An 18,794-nucleotide genomic window follows, 5' to 3' on the forward strand; every position below is an offset into this window, starting at 1 on the left:
ACGGTCCGACAGATCTGGCCTGCTCCGAGGGGCACCAGTGGCGGGCCCCTGGCCAAGCCGGGTGGGCTCCACATGCGTCGCCCGCCGCCGTCGACCACGACCCGCAGGACGCAACGACACCTATGGAGCCAATGGACGTCAGCAAGGACGGGCGCACCTGGCGGATCGGCACGGCCGGCGACGTCGCCTGGCTCGCCGGGCGGACCACGCAGGGCCTGTCGGTCACCACGGCGATCCCGCCGGTGTTCGAGGCGTACGGCGCCTTTCACCCGCCCGCCGGGGCCGGTTTCGACGCCCACGAACGCGCCGTGATCGACGAGCTGGTGGCGTGCACGCCGGATCAGCCCTGGTGGCTGGGCTTTCTCGACACCGGCGCCCACGACGTCGTCTTCCCTCATGCCCCGAGGGTGTCCCTCTACTGGGACTGGCCCTACGTGCTGATCCAGGCCGGGCCGGAACAGGCTCTCACCTGGCGGGCCGGTCACATGCGTGGCGACGGGGCACTGCCCGACCTGTTCTTTCCGGCGGATCGCTCCTGGCTCGTCTCCGCCCTGTGGGACGACACCTGGACCGACATCGGTGCCAGCGGTGCGGTGCTCGCGGCTCTGCGACGCAACGCGCTGGTCAACGTACGGCTCGTCGGGCCGGACGAGGACGCGTGTCCGCCGGGCCTGACGCGCGACTGACCCCGTGGGATGGACGGCAAGGGGACCCCCCGGAACGCGCTACTTTACATAATGTGCATTATCGAATCGCCGCAAGAACGGCTGGATGGTGGACAGCCATGAATCTCTGCGCGACGTAGCTTCGTCAGTGGTCGCTGTCTTGACACCTGGAGCCGGCGTTCCGTGAGCTGTTGGCACGCGCACCAGTCAGACCTCACAGCAGACCAGGAGGAGACGCGGCGTGGGGATGGTCGAGACGGCGTTGCTGCGCCTGGCCGGCTCGGTGGTGACACCGGCGGTGAAACGATGGCTGGGACGCCGCCGGGAACAACGGGAACGTGAGACGCCGCTCATCGACCTGATCGGCTCTGGGATCACCGATGACCTCGGCCTGCGCCGGGCGGGCCGGCGATTGGACGACATCGTCGACACCGTCTACGAACGCCTGCAGCCGCTGGTTCGCCGCCGGGAGCCGGCGCTGCCCGACAATGAGATCGCCGCCGCTCTGAACGCGGTGGCCGACACGCTACGCGACGCGGACCTGTCCGACGCCGCAGTGTTCGCCGACGATGTAGACCCCGCGCTGATGGCCACCCGACTGCGCCGACAACTGCCCGACATTCCCGCGAGGGCGGCCCTGAGCGAGGCGGCAGGTCACCTGTACGGCAGGGTCCTCGACGAGTGCTGCACCTGTCTGACCCAGTTGGTCGTGCAACTCCCCCCGTTCCAAGGTCGCGCCACCGTACAGACATTGGAACGGCTGTCCACGGTGGCCGAGGGCCTCACCCAGGTTCTGGCGCGCCTACCGGTGACCAGCTTGGACGCCCCTACCGGGACCAGTCATGACGCCCAGTTCCGAGGCCGGTACCTGTCCCATCTGCTCACCGTGCTGGACCACCTGGAACTGTTCGGCGTCGACGTGCACCGCTACCGGTTGCGTACCCCGCTGAGCATCGCGTACATCAGCCTGGCCGTCACCGGCGGCACCACCCGTAGCCTGCGCCGCGGTGGGTTCCGCTGGGGTCCCGGCCTGTTGCGCTCCGACGGTGGTAGTGACAGCGCTTCGGTACGGGCCGAGCAGGCCCTTGGCGACGCGGCGCGGGTCCTGCTGCGTGGTGACGCCGGCTCCGGCAAGACCACTCTGATGCAGTGGATCGCGGTCACCGCGGCGCGGCATGGGTTCACCGGAGAACTCGACAGCTGGAACGGGCGTACTCCGTTCCTGATCCGGCTGCGTGACCACGTCGCCCAGCCGTTGCCTCCCCCGGAACGGTTCCTCGACCTGATCGCCGCCACGATCGCCGGGCTGATGCCTCCCGGCTGGGTGCACCGCCAACTCGGCACCGGGGCGATCCTGTTGGTCGACGGCGTCGACGAGGTGCCCGAAGGTCAACGGCGGACGGTCCGTGACTGGCTGCACGGCCTGCTATCCGCCTATCCGGACCTGCGGGTCGTGGTCACCTCCCGGCCGGCTGCGGCGTCGGCCCGCTGGCTGGACACCGAAGGGTTCGCCTCGGTGTTTCTGGAGCGAATGGGACCGGCCGACGTCAAGGCGCTGATCCGGCACTGGCACGAAGCGGTCCGTCGCGCCGCCGACCTGCCCTGCGAACCCCACCTGCTACCCGGTTACGAACAACGGCTACTAGCCCAACTCGACGGCAGCGCCCACCTGCAGAACCTCGCGGGCAGCCCGCTGCTGTGCGCGATGCTGTGCGCGCTGAACCTGGACCGTGACAGCAACCTGCCCCGCAATCGGATGGACATCTACCAGGCCGCCATCGACATGCTGCTGCACCGCCGCGACTACCAACGTGGCGTGCCCACCGCACTACCGGAACTGACCAGCCGCGACCAGGCGCAACTGTTGCAGGAGGTCGCTTGGTGGATGACCCAGAACAGCCGCACCGAACTCACCCGCGCCGAAGCCACACAGCGCTTCGAGCATCGACTGGCCGGGATCCGTCACATCACCGCCTCTGTTGTCGCCGTGCTTGAGCACATGATCCAACGCAGCGGCGTCCTTCGTGAACCGGTGCCCGACCGCATCGACTTCGTCCATCGCACCTTTCAGGAATACCTGGCTGCGCGTGAAGCCGCCGAACAAGGGCACACCGGTGCCCTCCTCGAGCACGCCCATCTCGACACCTGGCGCGAAACCATCATTCTGGCCGCCGGCCACGCCAATGCGCCTGTCCGCATGCAACTCCTCACCGGCCTGCTCACGCTCGCCGGCGAGCGACCGAAGCAGGCCCGGAGGTTGCGGCTGCTCGCTGCGGCATGCCTGGAAACTGCGCCCGCGGTCGAGCCGGAAGTACTTACCCGGATCCGTTCCCACCTGCGCGAGCTGCTGCCCCGGTCCGTTGCCGAAGCCCGTTCCCTTGCGGCCGTTGGGGAACCGCTGCTCGCCGAACTGCCGGCCGATCTCAGCACGTTGAGCGAGGCCCAGGCCGCCGCCACGGTCAGGGCCGTGGCTCTGGTCAACGGTCCCGATGCGCTCGCTACCCTCGCCCGCTACGGCACCGACCCCCGACCTCGCGTCCAGCAGCAGCTCATCACGGCGTGGGAGTACTTCGACCCCACCGATTATGCCGACCGGGTCCTCGCTGACGCCCCTCTTGACGGTGGCGAGGCGACGATCCGCAATGCCACCCTGCTCCCCGCGCTGCCCCGGCTGCGTCACCTCGCCAAGACGGTCATCCGCAGCGACCAAAAGTTGGACCTGGCCCAACTGTCGGACGTGCCGCATCTGACCGAAGTTCAGCTGACCGCGAATGGGGTCGTTGGCGACCTTGAGCATCTGGCCAAGAGTTCCGACCTGTCCAGCATTTGGTTGGAAGCCGATCAGCAACTGTTGGATCTCTCCTCGCTGCCAAAGTTGCAAAGACTTACCGACCTGTCCCTGTGGGGCCTTGCACCCGACCAAGACCTCACCGCCCTCACCCAGATGACGCAGCTGAGATGGCTCGCGTTGGGCGGAGTGGAGGTTAGCGGACGCCTCCTCGCTGAGCTCATCGCGCTGCGATACCTGAATTTCAGTCCACCCCCGCTGTGGCATCCGGCGATGCTCGATCCTCTGCGAAACCTGACGCAGCTGGCGCTCTATGACAGCGAGGAGCCTGCCGGCGGGGTCCATGAGCTGGCGGTGAAACTCCGTCAACTGAAAGTCACGTACCTGTGGTTAGCCGCCTGCACATGGTTGACGGACCTGGCCGCGCTGGCCTTGATCGACACTCTGACCGAGCTGGTGATTGACCGGACACCCGTCACCGACCTGAGTCCCTTGGCCGGGTTGTCTCAGCTTCGCTGGCTGAGCATTGGCAACAGCGAACACGTGTTCGACCTCACTCCGCTCGTCGGACTGGCGGAGCTCAAGAACCTCTCGATCGTGAGCTCCGCGCCGGGACTCGATCTGACACCGCTACACGGAAAACACATGACCGTCTATTTGCCGCGAAGCATTGAGATCGCCGATGCCGCGCGCCCGGACGGGGTACGCATCAAACGCCGCTGAACCACCACCGCGCTCCGGCCGACCCGCCGGTGTCTGGAGCGTGGCGTCGCTCGCTGCGTGGCCCTGGTCCTGGCCGGACTGACGGATAGGCCAGTGGCGATGCACTCCCCTGTCGGCGCTGCGTCAGGCCGCTGGGATGCCCGGTGTGCGGCGCAACCAGTCCTGAGTGAGGGATCGCAGCAACGCGGGCTGTTCGTACGGCAGGTAGTGCCCCGCCGCGTCGATCACCGTGAAGGTGCCGCGCGGATAGCGGCGCATGGCGCGGAACTGGTCGGCGTACCCGACGATCCTGTCCTGTCGGCCGGTGATCACCGTGACCGGGCCGTCGAAGACGACGTCGGCGTTCTCGTCGGGCAACGCGTAGTCGGGCCCGGTTTGCAGCCTCTCCTGGAACGTCGTGTCACCGGGACCGCCGGAGTTCAGTGCCGCGAGCACCGTCGCGACGACCGTTGACGTGCGATGGCCCAGGGCGGCGTCGAGGTGGGCGTGCAGGGCGGCGGGAGCGGCGTCGAGCCAGCCCGTGGGCGCTTCGAGCGGTGGTTCGTCGGGCAGGTCCCGGCTGTCGCGGGCGATGGTGACGCCCGGGCAGACGAGGAGCAGACCGCGGACGAGTTCGGGTCGTCGGCGGGCGATGCCGGTGGCCAGGTACGCGCCGTAGGAGCCGCCGGCGAGCAGGACCGGCGCGTCGACGTGGTGGTCAAGCCAGTCGCACACGGTGTCCAGCACCGCCAGGGACGTCGGTGGGCAGTCCGCGGGGCTGTCGCCGTGGCCGGGTAGGTCCAGGTATGTCTCTCGTAGGCCCGCGCCTGCGAGGGCTGGGCCGAACGCGGCAGCCGTGGCGGCGCGGGTCGTGCCGAACATGGGCAGGCACACCACCTCTGGTGCTGTGCCTGGTGACTGATCGACTGCCAGCTTCATTGTCGGGCTCTCCCCTGTTGGGCGGTGCGGTCCATTCTGTACTCCTCGTCAGGGGTTCAGTTGCCCGCCGTGGATGTGGGTGAGGGTGGTCTCGGTGCTGGCGTACCTGCCTCCCTGGGGCGCGTGGGAGTCGATGGGGTCGTCGGCGCCGACGACGTGGGCGGCGTGGTCTTCGGCGTTGTCGACCGGCGTGTAGCCGAGCTGGATGCCAGCGTCGAGGTCCCAGAACCGGCGGGTGTTGGCCGACACGGCGTAGGCGGTGGCGAAGGAGACGTCGGGTGCGGTGATGGCCGCTCGGATGAACCCGAGGCAGTCGCGCGGGCTGAGCCAGGTGGCGAGATATCGGGCGTCGTCTGGTCTGTCCTCGAAGCTGCCGATGCGCAGGCAGACCACGGACAGGGCGAACTTGTCCGCGTACAGGCGGGCGAGAGCCTCGATTGCCACCTTGCTCACTCCGTAGAACCCGTCCGGTCGGACCGGATCTTCGGGGTTGACGATCTTTCCGACGGGGTGGAAGCCGGTGACCCGGTTGCTGCTGGCAAGGACGACCCTGTCGACCTGTTGCCGGCGGGCGGCCTCGAGGACGTGGAACGTGCCGAGCACGTTGGCGTCCAGCAGGTCGGCAAGTGGGGCCTCGTCCGGCAGCCCGGCGAGGTGGATCACCACGTCGGCGCCCTCGAACGCGGAGGTCAGGGCGTCGAGGTCGGTGAGGTCCAGGCGGATGACCCGCTCCACCGGCGACTGCGCGGTCAGTGGGTCGCGATCGATGAGGACGAGGTGGCGGGTCTCGTCGCGGAGGGCGTGGCGGAGTGCGCTGCCGATGCGGCCGGCGGCGCCCGTGATGACCACGGTCCCGAAGGGTGGACTCATGTCGGCAGTCTCTCCTCCCCTACCGACAGGTCTTCGCAGGCATTATCGTGATCGAACTTCGTAGATCACGGTGGGACGTTGCCCGCATCACACCTGAGCTGCGAACCTTCTCAGGGTAAGCGCCGTCGCTGTCGCCGACCTCACGTGCGCCCCTCGCAGGGAATTCTCGCGCTGGGCCGCGCGGTTGTCCGTTCGTAAGATCAGAATTTCATGATCGAATGGAAGTGCCATGCGCATGCGCTCAGACGCGGTCGTGCTGTTCGGCGTCACGGGGGACCTCGTTTCGAAGAAGCTGTTCCCGGCGCTGTACGAGTTGACCCGGCGCGATCGCCTGGACGTCCCGGTGATCGGGGTGGCCCGCTCCCCCTGGGATGATCAACAGCTCGTCACGATGGCCCGCAAGTCGGTCGCTGAGGCCAATGACGAGGTCGACGACGAGACTTTCGACCGGCTGGCGGACAACCTTTCGATGATCTCCGGCAACTACGCGGACCCGACGACGTACCAGCGGCTGGCGCAGCGGCTGCGCGACGCCGAGCGGCCGGTCTTCTACCTGGCGATCCCTCCGGCGGTGTTCGGCTCCGTCGTCGAGGGCCTGGCGGCCGTGGGTCTGGCCGACCGGGGTCGGGTGATCGTTGAGAAGCCGTTCGGGCGTGACCTGGAGTCCTCCCGCGAGTTGGATCGCACGCTGGGCGCGGCCTTCGCGCCGGAGCGGGTGTTCCGCATCGACCACTACCTCGGCAAGGAAGCCGTCGAGGGTCTCTATGCCTTCCGGTTCGCCAACCGGCTGTTCGAGCCGTTGTGGAACAACGAGCACATCGACAACATCCAGGTGACCCTCGCCGAGGGTTTCGGCACCCAGGGTCGGGCCGGCTTCTACGACACGGTGGGCGCCACCCGTGACGTGTTGCAGAACCACATCCTTCAGGTCGTGGCGCTCATCGCGATGGAGGCGCCGGCCAGCGGGGACACTGCGGCGTTCCGGGAGGCGGAGGCCGCGGTGCTGCGGCAGGTCGCGCCGCTGTCGCCGGAGTCCACCGTCCGGGGGCAGTACGCCGGCTACCGCGACGAGCCCGGCGTGGCTGCGGGCTCGAACACGGAGACGTTCGTGGCGGCCCGGTTGACTGTCGACTCCCCCCGCTGGGCGGGTGTGCCGTTCTACCTGCGTACCGGTAAGTCCCTGCCGGGGACGGCGACGGAGGTCGTGGTCGAGTTCAAGCAGCCGCAGCGCTCGCTGATCCCCGCCGAGCGGGGCACGGCGAGGGCCGCGAACCTGCTGCGGTTCCGGCTCGGGCGCGGTGACGGCATCACGATGTCGATCCAGGCGAAGAGCCCGGGTGCTGAGGTGGCGAGCCGTCCGGTGGATCTGTCCGTCGACTTCGGCGCGGCTCTCGGTCGTCGGCAGGAGGCGTACGAGCGGCTGCTCGACGACGCGATGGACGGGCAGCACCTGCGCTTCGCGCGTGCCGAGACGATTGAACAGGAGTGGCGCATCGTCGAGCCGATCCTCGATCTGCCGACGGCGGTGCAGTCGTACGAGAAGGGCAGTTGGGGTCCGGCGGACGCCGACGCGTTGGCTGGCGGCTGGCACCTGCCGGATCTGCGTTAGTCATCAACTTCGTGCGGTCGCTGACTGACCGCTCAGCTCACCGGGATGACCGTCCGGCGACGGTGAGGTTTGCGGTGTGCGTGTGGTGTGGGCACGTTGGGTGCGACGTTTCTCGTCCTCGTCGGAGAGGAAGCAGCGCATGCTTTCCGCACTCGATCGTCGGCACACCGTCGCGCCGCCCGGTTACAGCAGGTGGCTCATTCCCCCGGCGGCGTTGGCCATCCACCTCTGCATCGGTCAGGTCTACGCGACCAGCGTCTACAAGAACTCGCTGATCGCCCACTTCGACACCAGCCAGACGGCGATCGGGGTGATCTTCAGCATCGCGATCGTGATGCTCGGGTTGTCCGCCGCGGTCGCCGGGACGTGGGTGGAGGCGAACGGGCCGCGTAAGGCCATGTTCGTCTCGGCCTGTTTCTGGGCGGCGGGCTTCCTGGTGGGTTCGCTGGGCATCGCCACGAAGCAGCTGTGGTTGCTGTATCTGGGCTACGGGTTGCTCGGCGGCATTGGTCTGGGCATCGGGTACATCTCCCCCGTCTCCACGTTGATCAAGTGGTTTCCGGACCGGCCGGGTCTGGCCACCGGATTGGCGATCATGGGGTTCGGTGGTGGGGCGATGGTCGCCTCTCCCCTGTCCCGGCAGTTGCTGTCGTTCTTCGACGCCGGTTACGACCCGTCCAACGCGGGGTCGACGGCGTCGGGCAGCGCCCTGGTGTGGCTGTTCGTGACGCTCGGCCTGGGCTACTTCGTGATCATGATGTTCGGTGTGGCGAACGTGCGGGTGCCGGCGCAGGGCTGGCGGCCGGCCGGCTTCGACCCGGCCAGCGTGGCGGCGAAGCCGCTGGTCACCACGGCGAACGTGTCGGCGGCGAACGCGGTGAAGACCCGCTCGTTCTGGCTGCTGTGGGTGGTGCTGTTCTGCAACGTGACCGCCGGCATCGGCATCCTGGAGCAGGCCAGCCCGATGATCCAGGACTTCTTCCGGGACAACGGCACCTCGGCGGTGACCGTCGCTGCGGCCGGCGGGTTCGTGGGTCTGCTGTCGCTGTTCAACATGGCCGGGCGGTTCGTGTGGTCGTCCACCTCGGACGTCATCGGCCGCAAACCGATCTATCTGGTGTACCTGGGTGTCGGCATGGTGCTCTACGCGCTGCTGGCGCTCGTCGGGCAGACCTCGACGGCATTGTTCGTGCTGTTGGCCTGCGTGATCCTGTCGTTCTACGGCGGTGGCTTCGCGACCGTGCCGGCGTACCTGCGGGACCTGTTCGGCACCTTCCAGGTCGGCGCGATCCACGGTCGGCTGCTGACCGCCTGGTCGGCGGCGGGGATTGCCGGTCCGCTGATCGTCAACGGGTTCCTCGACGCGCAGGGCGAGCCGGGCTCGCTGACGGCCGCTGCGTACCGGCCGGCGCTGTTCACGATGGTGGCTGTGCTGGCCGTGGGCTTCGTGGCGAACCTGCTGGTGCGGCCGGTGCCGCAGCGCTACCACGAACCGGCAGCGGAGCAGAACCCGGAACAGGGCGCGGATGAGAACACGGATCGGGACGTGGACGAGGACACGACGGCGCAGAGGAGTGGTACGCGATGAGTGAGGACAGCCGACCCGGGCAGCAGGCCCGGTTGTGGATCTCCTGGTTGGTGGTGGCGGCGCTGCTCGGCTACGGAATCGCGCAGACCGTCGTGACCGCGGCGAAGCTGTTCACCCACTGAGGTGCGTGCGGGGTGCCGTGCGACGGCACCCCGCAGCACGGTCAGAGACCTCCGGAGACGCGCAGCACGGTCCCGGTGGCGTACGAGGCGTCCGGGCCGAGCAGCCAGGCGATGGCGGCGGCGATCTCGTCGGGTTCGCCGGCGCGGCCCAGCGGGATGCGACCGACGGCGGAGTCGGCGCGGTCGGGCACCCCGGAGTCGGCGTGGATGTCGGTGCGCACGATGCCGGGGGCCACGGCGTTGACCCGGATGCCCTTCGGGGCGAGTTCCTTGGCCAGGCCGACGGTGAGGGTGTCGGTGGCCGCCTTCACAGCGGCGTAGTGCACGTACTCCCCTGGGCTGCCGAGGGTCGCCGCCGCCGACGAGACGTTGACGATCGCCCCGCCGTCGGTGAGCCGTCGGGCGGCCTGCTGGGCGCAGAGGACGTAGCCGACGAGGTTGACGTCGACGACCCGGCGCAGGTCCTCGACGCGCAGCTCGGTGAACGGCCCGATCAGGCTGGTGACGCCGGCGTTGTTGACCAGGCCGGTGAGCGGGCCGAGCTGAGCGGCCTCGTCGAACAGGGCGCGTACCTGCTCGGGGTCGGTGGTGTCGGCGCGTACCGCGATGGCCTGTGCGCCGACGGCCCGCAGGTCGGCCAGGACGGCGGTGGCGGCGGCCTCGTCGCGGCGATAGCACAGGGCGACGTGGTGACCGGCGGCGGCGAGCCGACGGGCGGTGGCCGCGCCGATGCCCCGGCCGCCGCCGGTGATGACGGTGACGGGTGCCACGGTGCCTCCCAGGGTCTGCGCAAGGGTTACGCCGACGCTACCGTGACCGGCGCGGGTCGGTCGTCGAGAGGAGAGTCACATGCAGCGGGCGTTGGTGCTCGGCGGTGGCGGGGTGACCGGGGTGGCCTGGGAGTTGGGGCTGCTGGCCGGGTTGGTCGAGCGGGGCGTGCCGGTCACCGAGGCGGATCTGGTGGTGGGCACGTCGGCGGGTTCGGTGGTGGGCGCCCAGGTGTGCTCCGGGTTGCCCGTCGAGCGTTTCTACAGCGAGCAGTTGGCGCCGCCGTCGAGTGAGCTGGCGGCGCGGTTGGGCTTCGCGACGCTGGCGCGGCTGATCTGGGCCGGTGGCAGGACCCGCGACGCGGTGCGCTCGCGGGCACGGATCGGGGCGATGGCGGTGGCGGCGCGTACCCCGTCGGAGGCGTCGCGGCGGGCGGTGATCGAGGCCCGTCTGCCGGATTGGGAGTGGCCGCGGCGACGGCTGCTGATCACGGCGGTGGACGCGTCGTCCGGTGAGTTCGTGGTGTTCGACCGCGACAGCGGGGTGTCCCTGGTGGACGCGGTGGGCGCGAGTTGCGCGGTGCCCGGGGTGTGGCCGCCGGTGACGATCGGCGCGCGCCGTTTCGTCGACGGTGGGATGCGCTCGTCGGTGAACGCGGACCTGGCGGCGGACGCGCGCAGGGTGTTGGTGCTCGCGCCGACGTCGGCGGCGTTCGGGCCGATGCCACGGCTGTCGGCGCAGGTGGACGCGTTGCGGGCGGCCGGTTCGCGGGTGGTGGTGCTGACCCCGGACGCGGCGGCGCGCACCGCGATCGGCCGCAACGTGCTGGACCCGGCCCGGCGCGCGGGCGCGGCGCGCGCCGGGCGGGCCCAGGCCGACGTGGTGGCCGACGAGGTGGCGGCGCTCTGGGCGTGATCGCTTACGCTCACCGCGCGATCGATCAGACGATGGAGGTGCGCGGTGGCGGGTATGGGTGTCGGCGACGTGGTGCAGGATTTCGAGCTGCCGGATGAGACGGGCACGCCGCGGCGGCTGTCGGAGTTCCTGACGGCCGGGCCGGTGGTGCTGTTCTTCTACCCGGCGGCGATGACCCGGGGGTGCACGGCGGAGAGCTGCCACTTCCGCGACCTCGCGGCGGAGTTCACCGCGCTGGGCGCGACGCGGGTGGGCATCAGCCGCGACCCGGTGGCGAAGCAGGCCGAGTTCTCGAAGCTGCACGGCTTCGACTACCCGCTGCTGTCGGACGCCGACGGCGCGGTGGCGCAGCAGTTCGGGGTCAAGCGGCGGGTGCCGTTGGGGCCGTTGAGCATGAAGCGCATGACGTTCGTCATCGGCACCGACCAGCGGGTCATCGAGGTGATCCACAGCGAGGTCAGCATGAACGAGCACGCGGACCGGGCGCTGCGGGCGCTGGGCGGCTGAGCGGGCGTGAGCCCCGTGCGGCGGGTGTCGCAGTCGGCTGGTATCAAGACAGCAATCAAACAGGTGTACGGAAGAGGGTTGTGATGGATGCCGGCCAGGGTTTGTCCACTAGCGAGGTGCAGAGCATCCGGGAGTCGTTGGCGGCCGGGCGTAAACCGCGGGTGGTGTTCACCGCGTCGGCGGGGCAGATCGCCGGTCAGGTCGGTCAGGTGATCGAGCTGACCGACCCGGAGGTGTCCGACGAGTTCGTGGTGGTGCGCTTCGGTCGCGACGAGTTGCCGTTCTCCCCCGCAGACCTCGCCGTGGCGCCCAAGGGCGTCACTCGTCGGGTGGTGGAGCCGAAGCCGGAGCCCGAGCCCGAGCCCCCAGCGGTGGCCGCGCCGGAGTTCGTGTTGGACACGCCGCGGGTGCCCGCGCAGCGACAGGAGGAGCCGAAGGTGGAGCAGACGGAGAAGCCGCCGGCGCGGCGGGCGGTCAAGGCCGTCAAGCCGAAGGGCCCCGCGGGCCTCACCGTGACTCTGGCGTACGCAGACGGTGAGTGGACCGTCGCCGCGCAGCAGGGCAGCAAGGCCCTGGCGAAGCCGTACGTGGTGAAGCCGGCGGAGGCGTTGAAGATGGTGGCCCTGGTCGACGTGCCGGGGGTGCAGGAGGCGGTGGAGCAGATCCTCGGCACTGAGCGGGCCGAGGCGGAGCAGCAGGCCGAGAAGCTGCGCGCCGAGCTGGCCGAGATCGAGGCCCGGCTGGCGGAGCTGCGCGAGGCCCGCTGAGGCGGGTCAGTGCCGGCTGTGGTGGCGCAGCAGTCGGGTGAGCAGTCGCGTCAGCTGCTCGCGCTCGGTGGCGGACAGCGGGGCGAGCAGGTCGGCTTGGACGCGCTCGAGGGTCGCGCCCATCCGGCGGGCCTCGTCGGCGCCGGCGGCGGTGGCGCTGATGACGTTGCGGCGGCGATCGGCCGGGTCGGGGGCGCGCACCACGAGCCCTCGGCCGGCCAGGTCGTTGATGGCGGCCACCACGTCGCTGCGGTCGATGGCGCAGCGCCGGCCGAGGTCGGCCTGGCTCGCGGGCCCGTCCTCGGCAAGGCTGGCGAGCAGTCGGTAGTGGTAGCCGCGCAGGTCGTGCGCGGCGAAGCCCTCGCTGAGCAGGCGGGCGGCGTGACTGGCGCTCTGGTTGAGCAGCCAGCTCGGGGTGGTGCTGAGCCCGGCGGGTGACTGCGGGGCCGCGTTGTCCATGCGGCCCAGCCTACCAGTAATCGTTGGCGCGACCCACGATTAAGTGTTACGTTGGCACGACCAACGTTGGTTACACCAACGTACTGAAGGAGGCGTCATGTCCACCGTCCCCACCCTCAATGGCCAGGTCATCGGCCAGGCCCACTACGCCACCCGAGCCCTGCTCGAACGGGCCATCGGCCCCCTCGGCGTCACGTTCAACCAGGTGGTCGCGCTGCACGTCCTCGCCCAGGGCCCGGTCGAACGCGCACACCTCACGCACCGGGTCACCAGCACCCTCAAGATCGACGAGTCGGCCGTGCACCAGGTGATCGCCCAAGTCGTCGACGCCGGGCTCGCACAGGTCGATCGCCCGTCCCCCGCCACCGGAGGCGACGAGCCGCTGGTGGCGCTCACCGACACCGGTCGCGCCACCCAGCGCGGCGTCGTCGCCGCCGTCGCCGACCTGAGCGCCCGGCTGTACGGGGACATCCCCGCCGACGAGGCCAGCACGGCAGCTCGGGTGCTCACCCTCGTCACCGAACGCGCGAACGAACTGACGGCGATCCCCGCCTGACCGAGCGAACGCCGAACTGGCGGCGACCCGGCCTGACCGGCCGCCGCCACCAGGCGTGGTCACCCGGGCTGATCGATACCTCGTACCACCCGACAATTGGTAAAGCTGGCTGTAGTGCCGTCGGCGTCACTCGCGAAGGCCAATCGCGTTGACCGGCTGCGACCGCATGGCGATTCGAGTGGAGGTCATGATGGCGGCCGAGCCGAGCAGCGCGGTGACCGCGACGATTCCCAGGTAGACGAGCGGTGGGATGGACGGAATCAGCGTCCTGGTCAGTCCGATGCTGGTGCCGATCAATGACGGGATCGCGCCCAGGGTACCGATGAGCACGGCTGCGACGACGACGATCCGCGTCTCGCTGCGCATCATCGCGAACACCTGGCGGCGGGTGGCGCCGACCAGTTGGAGTAGGGCGAATTCGCGGAAGCGCGAGGCGGTAGCCATCACCAGGGTGTTCAGCACGGCGATCGCGAGGTAGCCGAGTAGGACCGCGTTGAGGATGAGGCCGACCGCCGACTCGCCGGCGACCGCGGCGCTCTGCGCGGCGATGAACGACTCGCGGTTGTTGACCCGGACGGTTGGGAGGTGGTGGACGGCGGAGCGCAATGCGTCGCCGAGTGCCGCAGCGTCGGTTCCCGTGGCCGCCGTGACCAGCACCGCGAGGTCCAGGCGGTCGGTGGTGTGCTCTAGGACGAGGTCGTGCGGCAGCGTGACGTCACCGAGGCCGAGTCCTCTCTCGTAGAGCGCCACCACCGTGGGTTTGATCGGTGTGCCGTCACCGAGGCGAAGGTCGATGCTGTCGCCGAGAGCGACGCCGAGGGTGCCCGCCGCGATCCGGCTCAACGCCACCGTGTCGCCCCGCACATCCGCGACATCGCCCTCGAGAACGGCGAGATCCATGGTCTCGGCGAGGGGGTCACCGGTGACCCCCTGCGACGAGTAGGTCCTGAATTGGGGGCTGTGGCTCGAGCCGAAGGTCGCCAGCGTACGTGTACGCACGACCGGGGTCACCGCCGAGACGCCAGGCACGTCCCGGAGCATGTCCGCGACCTCGGGCGACACGCCTGCGGACGTGGATGTGACGACGTAGTCCGCGCGCAGTCCGTCTGCGGCCTGATCCTGCGCGGCCGAACTCGCGGTCGTCCCGCTGAAAAGCTGCCCGGCGGCCAGGATTATACCCATGATCAAGGGGGTGGTCGCCGCGGCAAGCCGCCGCGAGTTGGCGTGCGCGTTCGCTGTCGCAAGGAACCCACTGACGCCCGACCCGCGGCTCAACCAGGGGCCCAGCACGGTGACGGCACCGCCGAGCAACCGCGGCCCCAGCAGCGCGACGGCGAAGAGGAGCAGGAACGCAGAGAAGGCCGCACTTTCAGCGGCCCCTTCACCGGGTAGCACCCATGGCAGCACGACCGCCATGGCGAGACCGGCGGGGATCAGCAGCAAGCCGACGGTCAACCGGAGCCACCCGAGTTTGGGCGGCTCCACCGCGGCCTCGCCGAGCGCGTCCACCGGCCTGAGCCTGGCCGCGCGCCGTGCGGCTATCCAGCCGCCCAAGCGGGCGCCGACCAGGCACAGCACCATCGCCGGGAGTACCGGCAGCGGGCTGATCGACAGTACAAAGTCGTCTGGTACCGCGCCGACCATGATGAAGGTTTCGCGGAGGAGGAAGCTGAGGCCGATGCCGGGAATCACGCCCAGCACTGCTCCGAGCGTGGCCACCACCATCGTCTCTGCGGCGATCATGCCGAGCACCTGCTTCGGGGTCGCGCCGATCGCCCTCAGCAGGGCCAGTTCCCGCAGCCGTTGCCGAACGGACAGGGCGAGTGTGCTCGCCACAACGATCATGATCACCAAAATCATGCTGCCGCCGAACGCCAGGGACAGCTCGCTGATGAACGAACGCGTGGTGCCGATGTCGAGGAACTCGGCCTCGCTTCGGTCGCTGCCGGTGTAGACGACCGCATCGGGGACTGCCGACTTGATGGCGCTTGCCAACTCGTCGGCACTGACTCCGGGTGCGGCCAGCACGCCAATCGCGTCCACCCGGTCCGGTTGGCCGGTCAGCTTTCGGGCCCGATCATCGGTGAAGAACAGTGCGGACTGCCGGGCGAGTCGGCCTCCAGGCAGATCCGCGATGCCTGTCACCCGGTACATCGACGTGTTCGAGCCGACCGCGAGTCGCACCCACGCGCCGACGGTAACGTCGGCCCGCTCGGCCAGCGCGGAGTCCAGCACCACATCGTCCGGCCCGGCCGGGGCCCGGCCGGTGCTCGTGGTGAACGGGCCGAGCGCGGCCGACTGCCAACCATGCCCGAGCGCGGGGGTGCCGTCCGGCCCGGCGAGCACCTCGGCGTCCGCCGTCACGAGGCTGACCGGGACGTTGACGTCGGCGATCGCCGATCGGACGCCAGGCACTCGCGCGATGTCGCCAACCCGGGCGGCCGGCAGGGTGGCCCGCTCGCCGAACCTGGGATCTACGTCGTCGGCCACCGGCAGTGCCTGCGAGGCGCCCACCACCAGGTCGGCGGCCTGGTAGCGCTCGGTCGGCCCGCCCGAGCGCTCGCTGCTCTCCAGCAGGATCCCGCAGGCCGTGATCACCGCCGAGCCGAACAGCACCGCGACGAATGCCGCGACGAACCCGCCCTTCCGCCCCTTGACCGTCTTCCAGGCCAGCGCCAGCATGCGCTTCGACAGCACGCGGCGACTCACTGCTCCCCCAGGTGAGTCATCCGCTCGGCGATCTGCTCGACGGACGGTCGGGTCATCTCGCCGGCCAACCGGCCGTCGGCGAGAAACACCACGGTGTCGGCCTGCGCGGCCGCGACCGGATCGTGCGTCACTATCAGCACGGTCTGCCCCAGGTCGTCGACGATCTTCCTGAGCAATGCCAGGACTTGGCGGCCGTTACGGCTGTCCAGCGCGCCCGTCGGTTCGTCGGCGCACACCAGATCGGGCCGGTTGATGAGAGCTCTCGCGATCGCCACCCGCTGTTGCTGGCCACCGGAGAGCTGACTCGGGCGCCGGTCGCGATGCTCAGGGAGCCCAACTGCAGCGAGAACGCTCGCCAGTTGCTCGGCATCGACCGGTTTCTCAGCCAACCGGAGGGGCAACGTGACATTGTCCGCCACGGTCAGCGCACCGAGCAGGTTGTACGCCTGAAAGACGAACCCGATCCGGTCGCGGCGCAGCTCGGTCAACTCGGTCTCCGACCGGCCGGACAAATCCGTGTCACCCAGCACGACCCGGCCCGATGTCGGGCGGTCCAGACCGGCCGCGCAGTTCAGAAACGTGCTCTTGCCGGACCCGGACGGACCCATTACGGCGGTGAACGTACCGCGCGGGAATCCGGCCGTCACCCCGTCGAGAGCGCGTACCTCGCTCCTGTCCGACCCGTATACTTTCGACACCGAATCCAATTGCACCGCGCACGGTGGTGTCGTGAATGTCGGCAGTGCACCCGGCCGCAGCGACTGGGTCGCGGTGGCCACCAGCGTCCCGCGTCGTCTCGATGGGTTTCTGCTGTTGAACTTCATGCGTCCGACGCTAAATTCCGCGACCGTCGGATGCCGATACCCCGTACCACCGGATGTGAGGTACAGGTGGCTGTAGTGCCACGGGCAGCGGCCACCGGGCAGACTTGACGCCGTGTCGGGAACGCGCAGGGACGCTGCCCCAAAGGAGGGTACGCAGAAGGGGCATCCTGTGACGTCGGGTCGGCCGTGGGTGCAGGCGTGGCGTGGCGGGACCTACCTCCTCGGATCACTGGTCACCGGGATCGCCACGCTGCTCGCACTGCCGCTGCTGTGCCATCCGAGGCTCGCCCGGCGGTGGGCGAATTGGCACCGTGACCGCGCCGGCCGACTGCTCGAGACGCCGTTGGCACCGCGCCCTGTTCTGCACGTGATGGGGCGCCGAGCATGGGCCGATCCGGCAACGCCCCGCGACCTGCTCTGGCTGCCGGTGAACGCCATCACCGGAGTGGCGCTCGGCCTGCTCGCACTGCTGTGCGTGGGTAACCTCCTGACCGCCGCAGTCGCCACACCACTGTGGTGGGCGTTCGCACCGGAGAATCGGCCACGGTTGTTCATCGATGTCCCGGTCACCAATTGGGCGACAGCCTTCACCCTCGGTGCACTGCAGATCCTCGTGCTCACCGCGCTGGCGTACCTGGCCTTCGCGCCGATCGCTCGCGCACATGCCCGGATCTGCCTCGTAGTGCTGTCGCACTCGGCGGCCGAACAGCTCGCCGACCGGGTCGCCGTGTTGACCCGCACCCGGGCAGACGTGCTCGACGCACACGGCGCAGAGCTGCGCCGGATCGAGCGCGACCTGCACGACGGCACCCAGGCGCGGCTGGTGGCCATCGCGATGCGGCTGGCCGTGGCGCGGCGAGCACTGTCCGACAACCCACGAAACGAGCAGTTCCTGGAAGAACTTCTTCGGGACGCACACGAAGGAACCGAGGAAGCGATGACCGAACTCCGTGACGTGATCCGAAGCGTCTATCCGCCGATCCTCGCCGACCGCGGCCTCACCGGTGCACTGACTGCAGTGACGGCTCGCTGTGGCGTGCCAACCCGGCTGGACATCGACAACCTCGACACAGTACCGGCGGCCGTGGAGGCCGCCGTCTACTTCGCCGTCGCCGAGGCACTCACCAACGTCGCCAAGCACAGCCAAGCGACTACGGCCGGCGTACGGGTAAGCCGTAAGGCAGACCGGCTGTCGGTGGTGATCACCGACAACGGCGCTGGCGGCGCCGACGATCGGCTGGGCACCGGCCTGGCCGGGATCCGTCGCCGTGTGCTCGCGTTCGACGGCACCGTCGACGTCGACAGCCCGGCCGGCGGGCCTACGACAATCATCATGGAGCTGCCATGCGGGTCGTGATCGCCGAAGACAATGTGCTGCTGGCCACCGGACTGGAACTGCTGCTCAACAGCGTGGGGTTCGACATCGCCGCCATCGCGGGCGACGCGGCGGGCTTCCTCACCGCCGTGCGGGACCACCGGCCCGACGTCACCATCGTCGACGTCCGGCTACCGCCGTCATTTCGCGACGAGGGCATCCGAGCCGCTCTTCAGGCCCGTCGAGAGCACCCTGGCCTACCGGTCCTGGTGTTGTCGCAGTACGTCGAGCAGCAGTACGCCGCCGAACTACTCGCCACCACCGGCGGCGGCGTCGGCTACCTCCTCAAAGATCGCGTCAGCCGGGTGGACGAGTTCGTCGACGCGCTGCGCCGAGTGGCCGCCGGGGGCACCGCCATGGACACTGAAGTCATCGCCCAACTCCTCGCCAACCGCAGCGACCCAATCGCCGTCCTCACTCCCCGTGAACGCGAGGTACTCGCACTGATGGCTCAGGGACACGACAACAACACCATCGCTGACCGGCTTGTCATCACCGACAACGCTGTGCACAAGCACATCGGCAACATCTTCAACAAGCTCGGGCTCGCCGTCACCGACAGCGGCCACCGCCGTGTCCTCGCCGTGCTTACCTACCTCAACGGCGCGGGCCAAGTCGACGGCGACTGAGC

17 protein-coding genes are annotated in these 18,794 nt (G+C 69.4%); 11 read left to right on the forward strand and 6 right to left on the reverse strand.

The genetic code is table 11. From position 1 onward, the window contains the following. The first annotated feature begins 131 nt into the window (after positions 1–131). Together ACFYP0_RS02105 and ACFYP0_RS02110 are read left to right on the forward strand one after the other, a co-directional pair. Complete coding sequence (locus tag ACFYP0_RS02105; protein WP_355493484.1) at positions 132–686, forward strand: hypothetical protein; 555 nt, start codon at positions 132–134, stop codon at positions 684–686. A 226-nt stretch (positions 687–912) separates the two neighbouring features. Then, positions 913–4,176 (forward strand): NACHT domain-containing protein, encoded by a 3,264-nt coding sequence (locus ACFYP0_RS02110; RefSeq protein WP_355493661.1) that lies wholly within the window; start codon positions 913–915, stop codon positions 4,174–4,176. Positions 4,177–4,299: 123 nt separating this feature from the next. Here ACFYP0_RS02110 and ACFYP0_RS02115 read toward each other — a convergent pair whose 3' ends face one another. Together ACFYP0_RS02115 and ACFYP0_RS02120 are read right to left on the reverse strand one after the other, a co-directional pair. Next, the gene (locus ACFYP0_RS02115) at positions 4,300–5,037 is read right to left on the reverse strand and encodes an alpha/beta fold hydrolase (protein ID WP_355493485.1); all 738 of its coding nucleotides are present in this window, start codon (positions 5,035–5,037) and stop codon (positions 4,300–4,302) included. Positions 5,038–5,142: 105 nt separating this feature from the next. Beyond that, positions 5,143–5,964: an NAD-dependent epimerase/dehydratase family protein gene (locus ACFYP0_RS02120; protein ID WP_355493486.1), complete on the reverse strand. Its 822-nt coding sequence runs from the start codon at positions 5,962–5,964 to the stop codon at positions 5,143–5,145. A gap of 229 nt (positions 5,965–6,193) precedes the next feature. Here ACFYP0_RS02120 and zwf point away from each other — a divergent pair, with 229 nt between their 5' ends. The 3 genes from zwf to ACFYP0_RS02135 all read left to right on the forward strand — a co-directional run bounded on the left by zwf (position 6,194) and on the right by ACFYP0_RS02135 (position 9,283). After that, the gene (gene zwf, locus ACFYP0_RS02125; RefSeq protein ID WP_355493487.1) at positions 6,194–7,573 is read left to right on the forward strand and encodes a glucose-6-phosphate dehydrogenase; all 1,380 of its coding nucleotides are present in this window, start codon (positions 6,194–6,196) and stop codon (positions 7,571–7,573) included. A 139-nt stretch (positions 7,574–7,712) separates the two neighbouring features. Beyond that, positions 7,713–9,161, forward strand: a complete 1,449-nt coding sequence (locus ACFYP0_RS02130; protein WP_355493488.1) for an OFA family MFS transporter — start codon at positions 7,713–7,715, stop codon at positions 9,159–9,161. After that, positions 9,158–9,283 carry an MFS transporter small subunit gene (locus ACFYP0_RS02135; protein ID WP_279635880.1) on the forward strand — a complete coding sequence of 42 codons (126 nt, stop codon included), beginning with the start codon at positions 9,158–9,160 and terminating at the stop codon, positions 9,281–9,283. Before ACFYP0_RS02130 ends, ACFYP0_RS02135 begins: the two co-directional genes overlap by 4 nt. 41 nt (positions 9,284–9,324) lie before the next feature. Here the strand turns inward: ACFYP0_RS02135 and ACFYP0_RS02140 are convergent, their stop codons facing one another. Continuing rightward, a complete protein-coding gene (locus tag ACFYP0_RS02140; RefSeq protein ID WP_355493489.1) occupies positions 9,325–10,053 on the reverse strand; it encodes an SDR family NAD(P)-dependent oxidoreductase in 729 nt (242 codons plus the stop codon). A 79-nt stretch (positions 10,054–10,132) separates the two neighbouring features. Here ACFYP0_RS02140 and ACFYP0_RS02145 point away from each other — a divergent pair, with 79 nt between their 5' ends. The 3 genes from ACFYP0_RS02145 (at position 10,133) to ACFYP0_RS02155 (ending at position 12,240) form a co-directional block, all read left to right on the forward strand. After that, on the forward strand, positions 10,133–10,966 hold the full coding sequence (locus ACFYP0_RS02145) for a patatin-like phospholipase family protein (protein WP_355493490.1): 834 nt from the start codon (positions 10,133–10,135) through the stop codon (positions 10,964–10,966). A gap of 54 nt (positions 10,967–11,020) precedes the next feature. Next, the gene (locus ACFYP0_RS02150; protein ID WP_355493662.1) at positions 11,021–11,473 is read left to right on the forward strand and encodes a peroxiredoxin; all 453 of its coding nucleotides are present in this window, start codon (positions 11,021–11,023) and stop codon (positions 11,471–11,473) included. Positions 11,474–11,556: 83 nt separating this feature from the next. After that, the gene (locus tag ACFYP0_RS02155; protein WP_210783858.1) at positions 11,557–12,240 is read left to right on the forward strand and encodes a hypothetical protein; all 684 of its coding nucleotides are present in this window, start codon (positions 11,557–11,559) and stop codon (positions 12,238–12,240) included. A 6-nt stretch (positions 12,241–12,246) separates the two neighbouring features. On the opposite strand, the gene ACFYP0_RS02160 is transcribed toward ACFYP0_RS02155, so the two are convergent. Next, positions 12,247–12,699 carry a MarR family winged helix-turn-helix transcriptional regulator gene (locus tag ACFYP0_RS02160; RefSeq protein WP_355493491.1) on the reverse strand — a complete coding sequence of 151 codons (453 nt, stop codon included), beginning with the start codon at positions 12,697–12,699 and terminating at the stop codon, positions 12,247–12,249. A gap of 97 nt (positions 12,700–12,796) precedes the next feature. Here ACFYP0_RS02160 and ACFYP0_RS02165 point away from each other — a divergent pair, with 97 nt between their 5' ends. Then, entirely contained in the window at positions 12,797–13,255 is a 459-nt protein-coding gene (locus ACFYP0_RS02165; RefSeq protein WP_355493492.1) for a MarR family winged helix-turn-helix transcriptional regulator, read from the forward strand. A 126-nt stretch (positions 13,256–13,381) separates the two neighbouring features. Here the strand turns inward: ACFYP0_RS02165 and ACFYP0_RS02170 are convergent, their stop codons facing one another. Then, positions 13,382–15,952 carry an ABC transporter permease gene (locus tag ACFYP0_RS02170; protein WP_355493493.1) on the reverse strand — a complete coding sequence of 857 codons (2,571 nt, stop codon included), beginning with the start codon at positions 15,950–15,952 and terminating at the stop codon, positions 13,382–13,384. Positions 15,953–15,960: 8 nt separating this feature from the next. Beyond that, a complete protein-coding gene (locus ACFYP0_RS02175; RefSeq protein WP_386994014.1) occupies positions 15,961–16,788 on the reverse strand; it encodes an ABC transporter ATP-binding protein in 828 nt (275 codons plus the stop codon). A 169-nt stretch (positions 16,789–16,957) separates the two neighbouring features. Here ACFYP0_RS02175 and ACFYP0_RS02180 point away from each other — a divergent pair, with 169 nt between their 5' ends. Both ACFYP0_RS02180 and ACFYP0_RS02185 read left to right on the forward strand, forming a co-directional pair. Next, complete coding sequence (locus tag ACFYP0_RS02180) at positions 16,958–18,145, forward strand: sensor histidine kinase (RefSeq protein ID WP_355493495.1); 1,188 nt, start codon at positions 16,958–16,960, stop codon at positions 18,143–18,145. Then, positions 18,133–18,792 carry a response regulator transcription factor gene (locus ACFYP0_RS02185; protein WP_356977819.1) on the forward strand — a complete coding sequence of 220 codons (660 nt, stop codon included), beginning with the start codon at positions 18,133–18,135 and terminating at the stop codon, positions 18,790–18,792. Before ACFYP0_RS02180 ends, ACFYP0_RS02185 begins: the two co-directional genes overlap by 13 nt. The last annotated feature ends 2 nt before the right edge of the window (positions 18,793–18,794 follow it).

This window comes from Micromonospora arida (assembly GCF_042873195.1).
Classification (GTDB): domain Bacteria; phylum Actinomycetota; class Actinomycetes; order Mycobacteriales; family Micromonosporaceae; genus Micromonospora; species Micromonospora arida.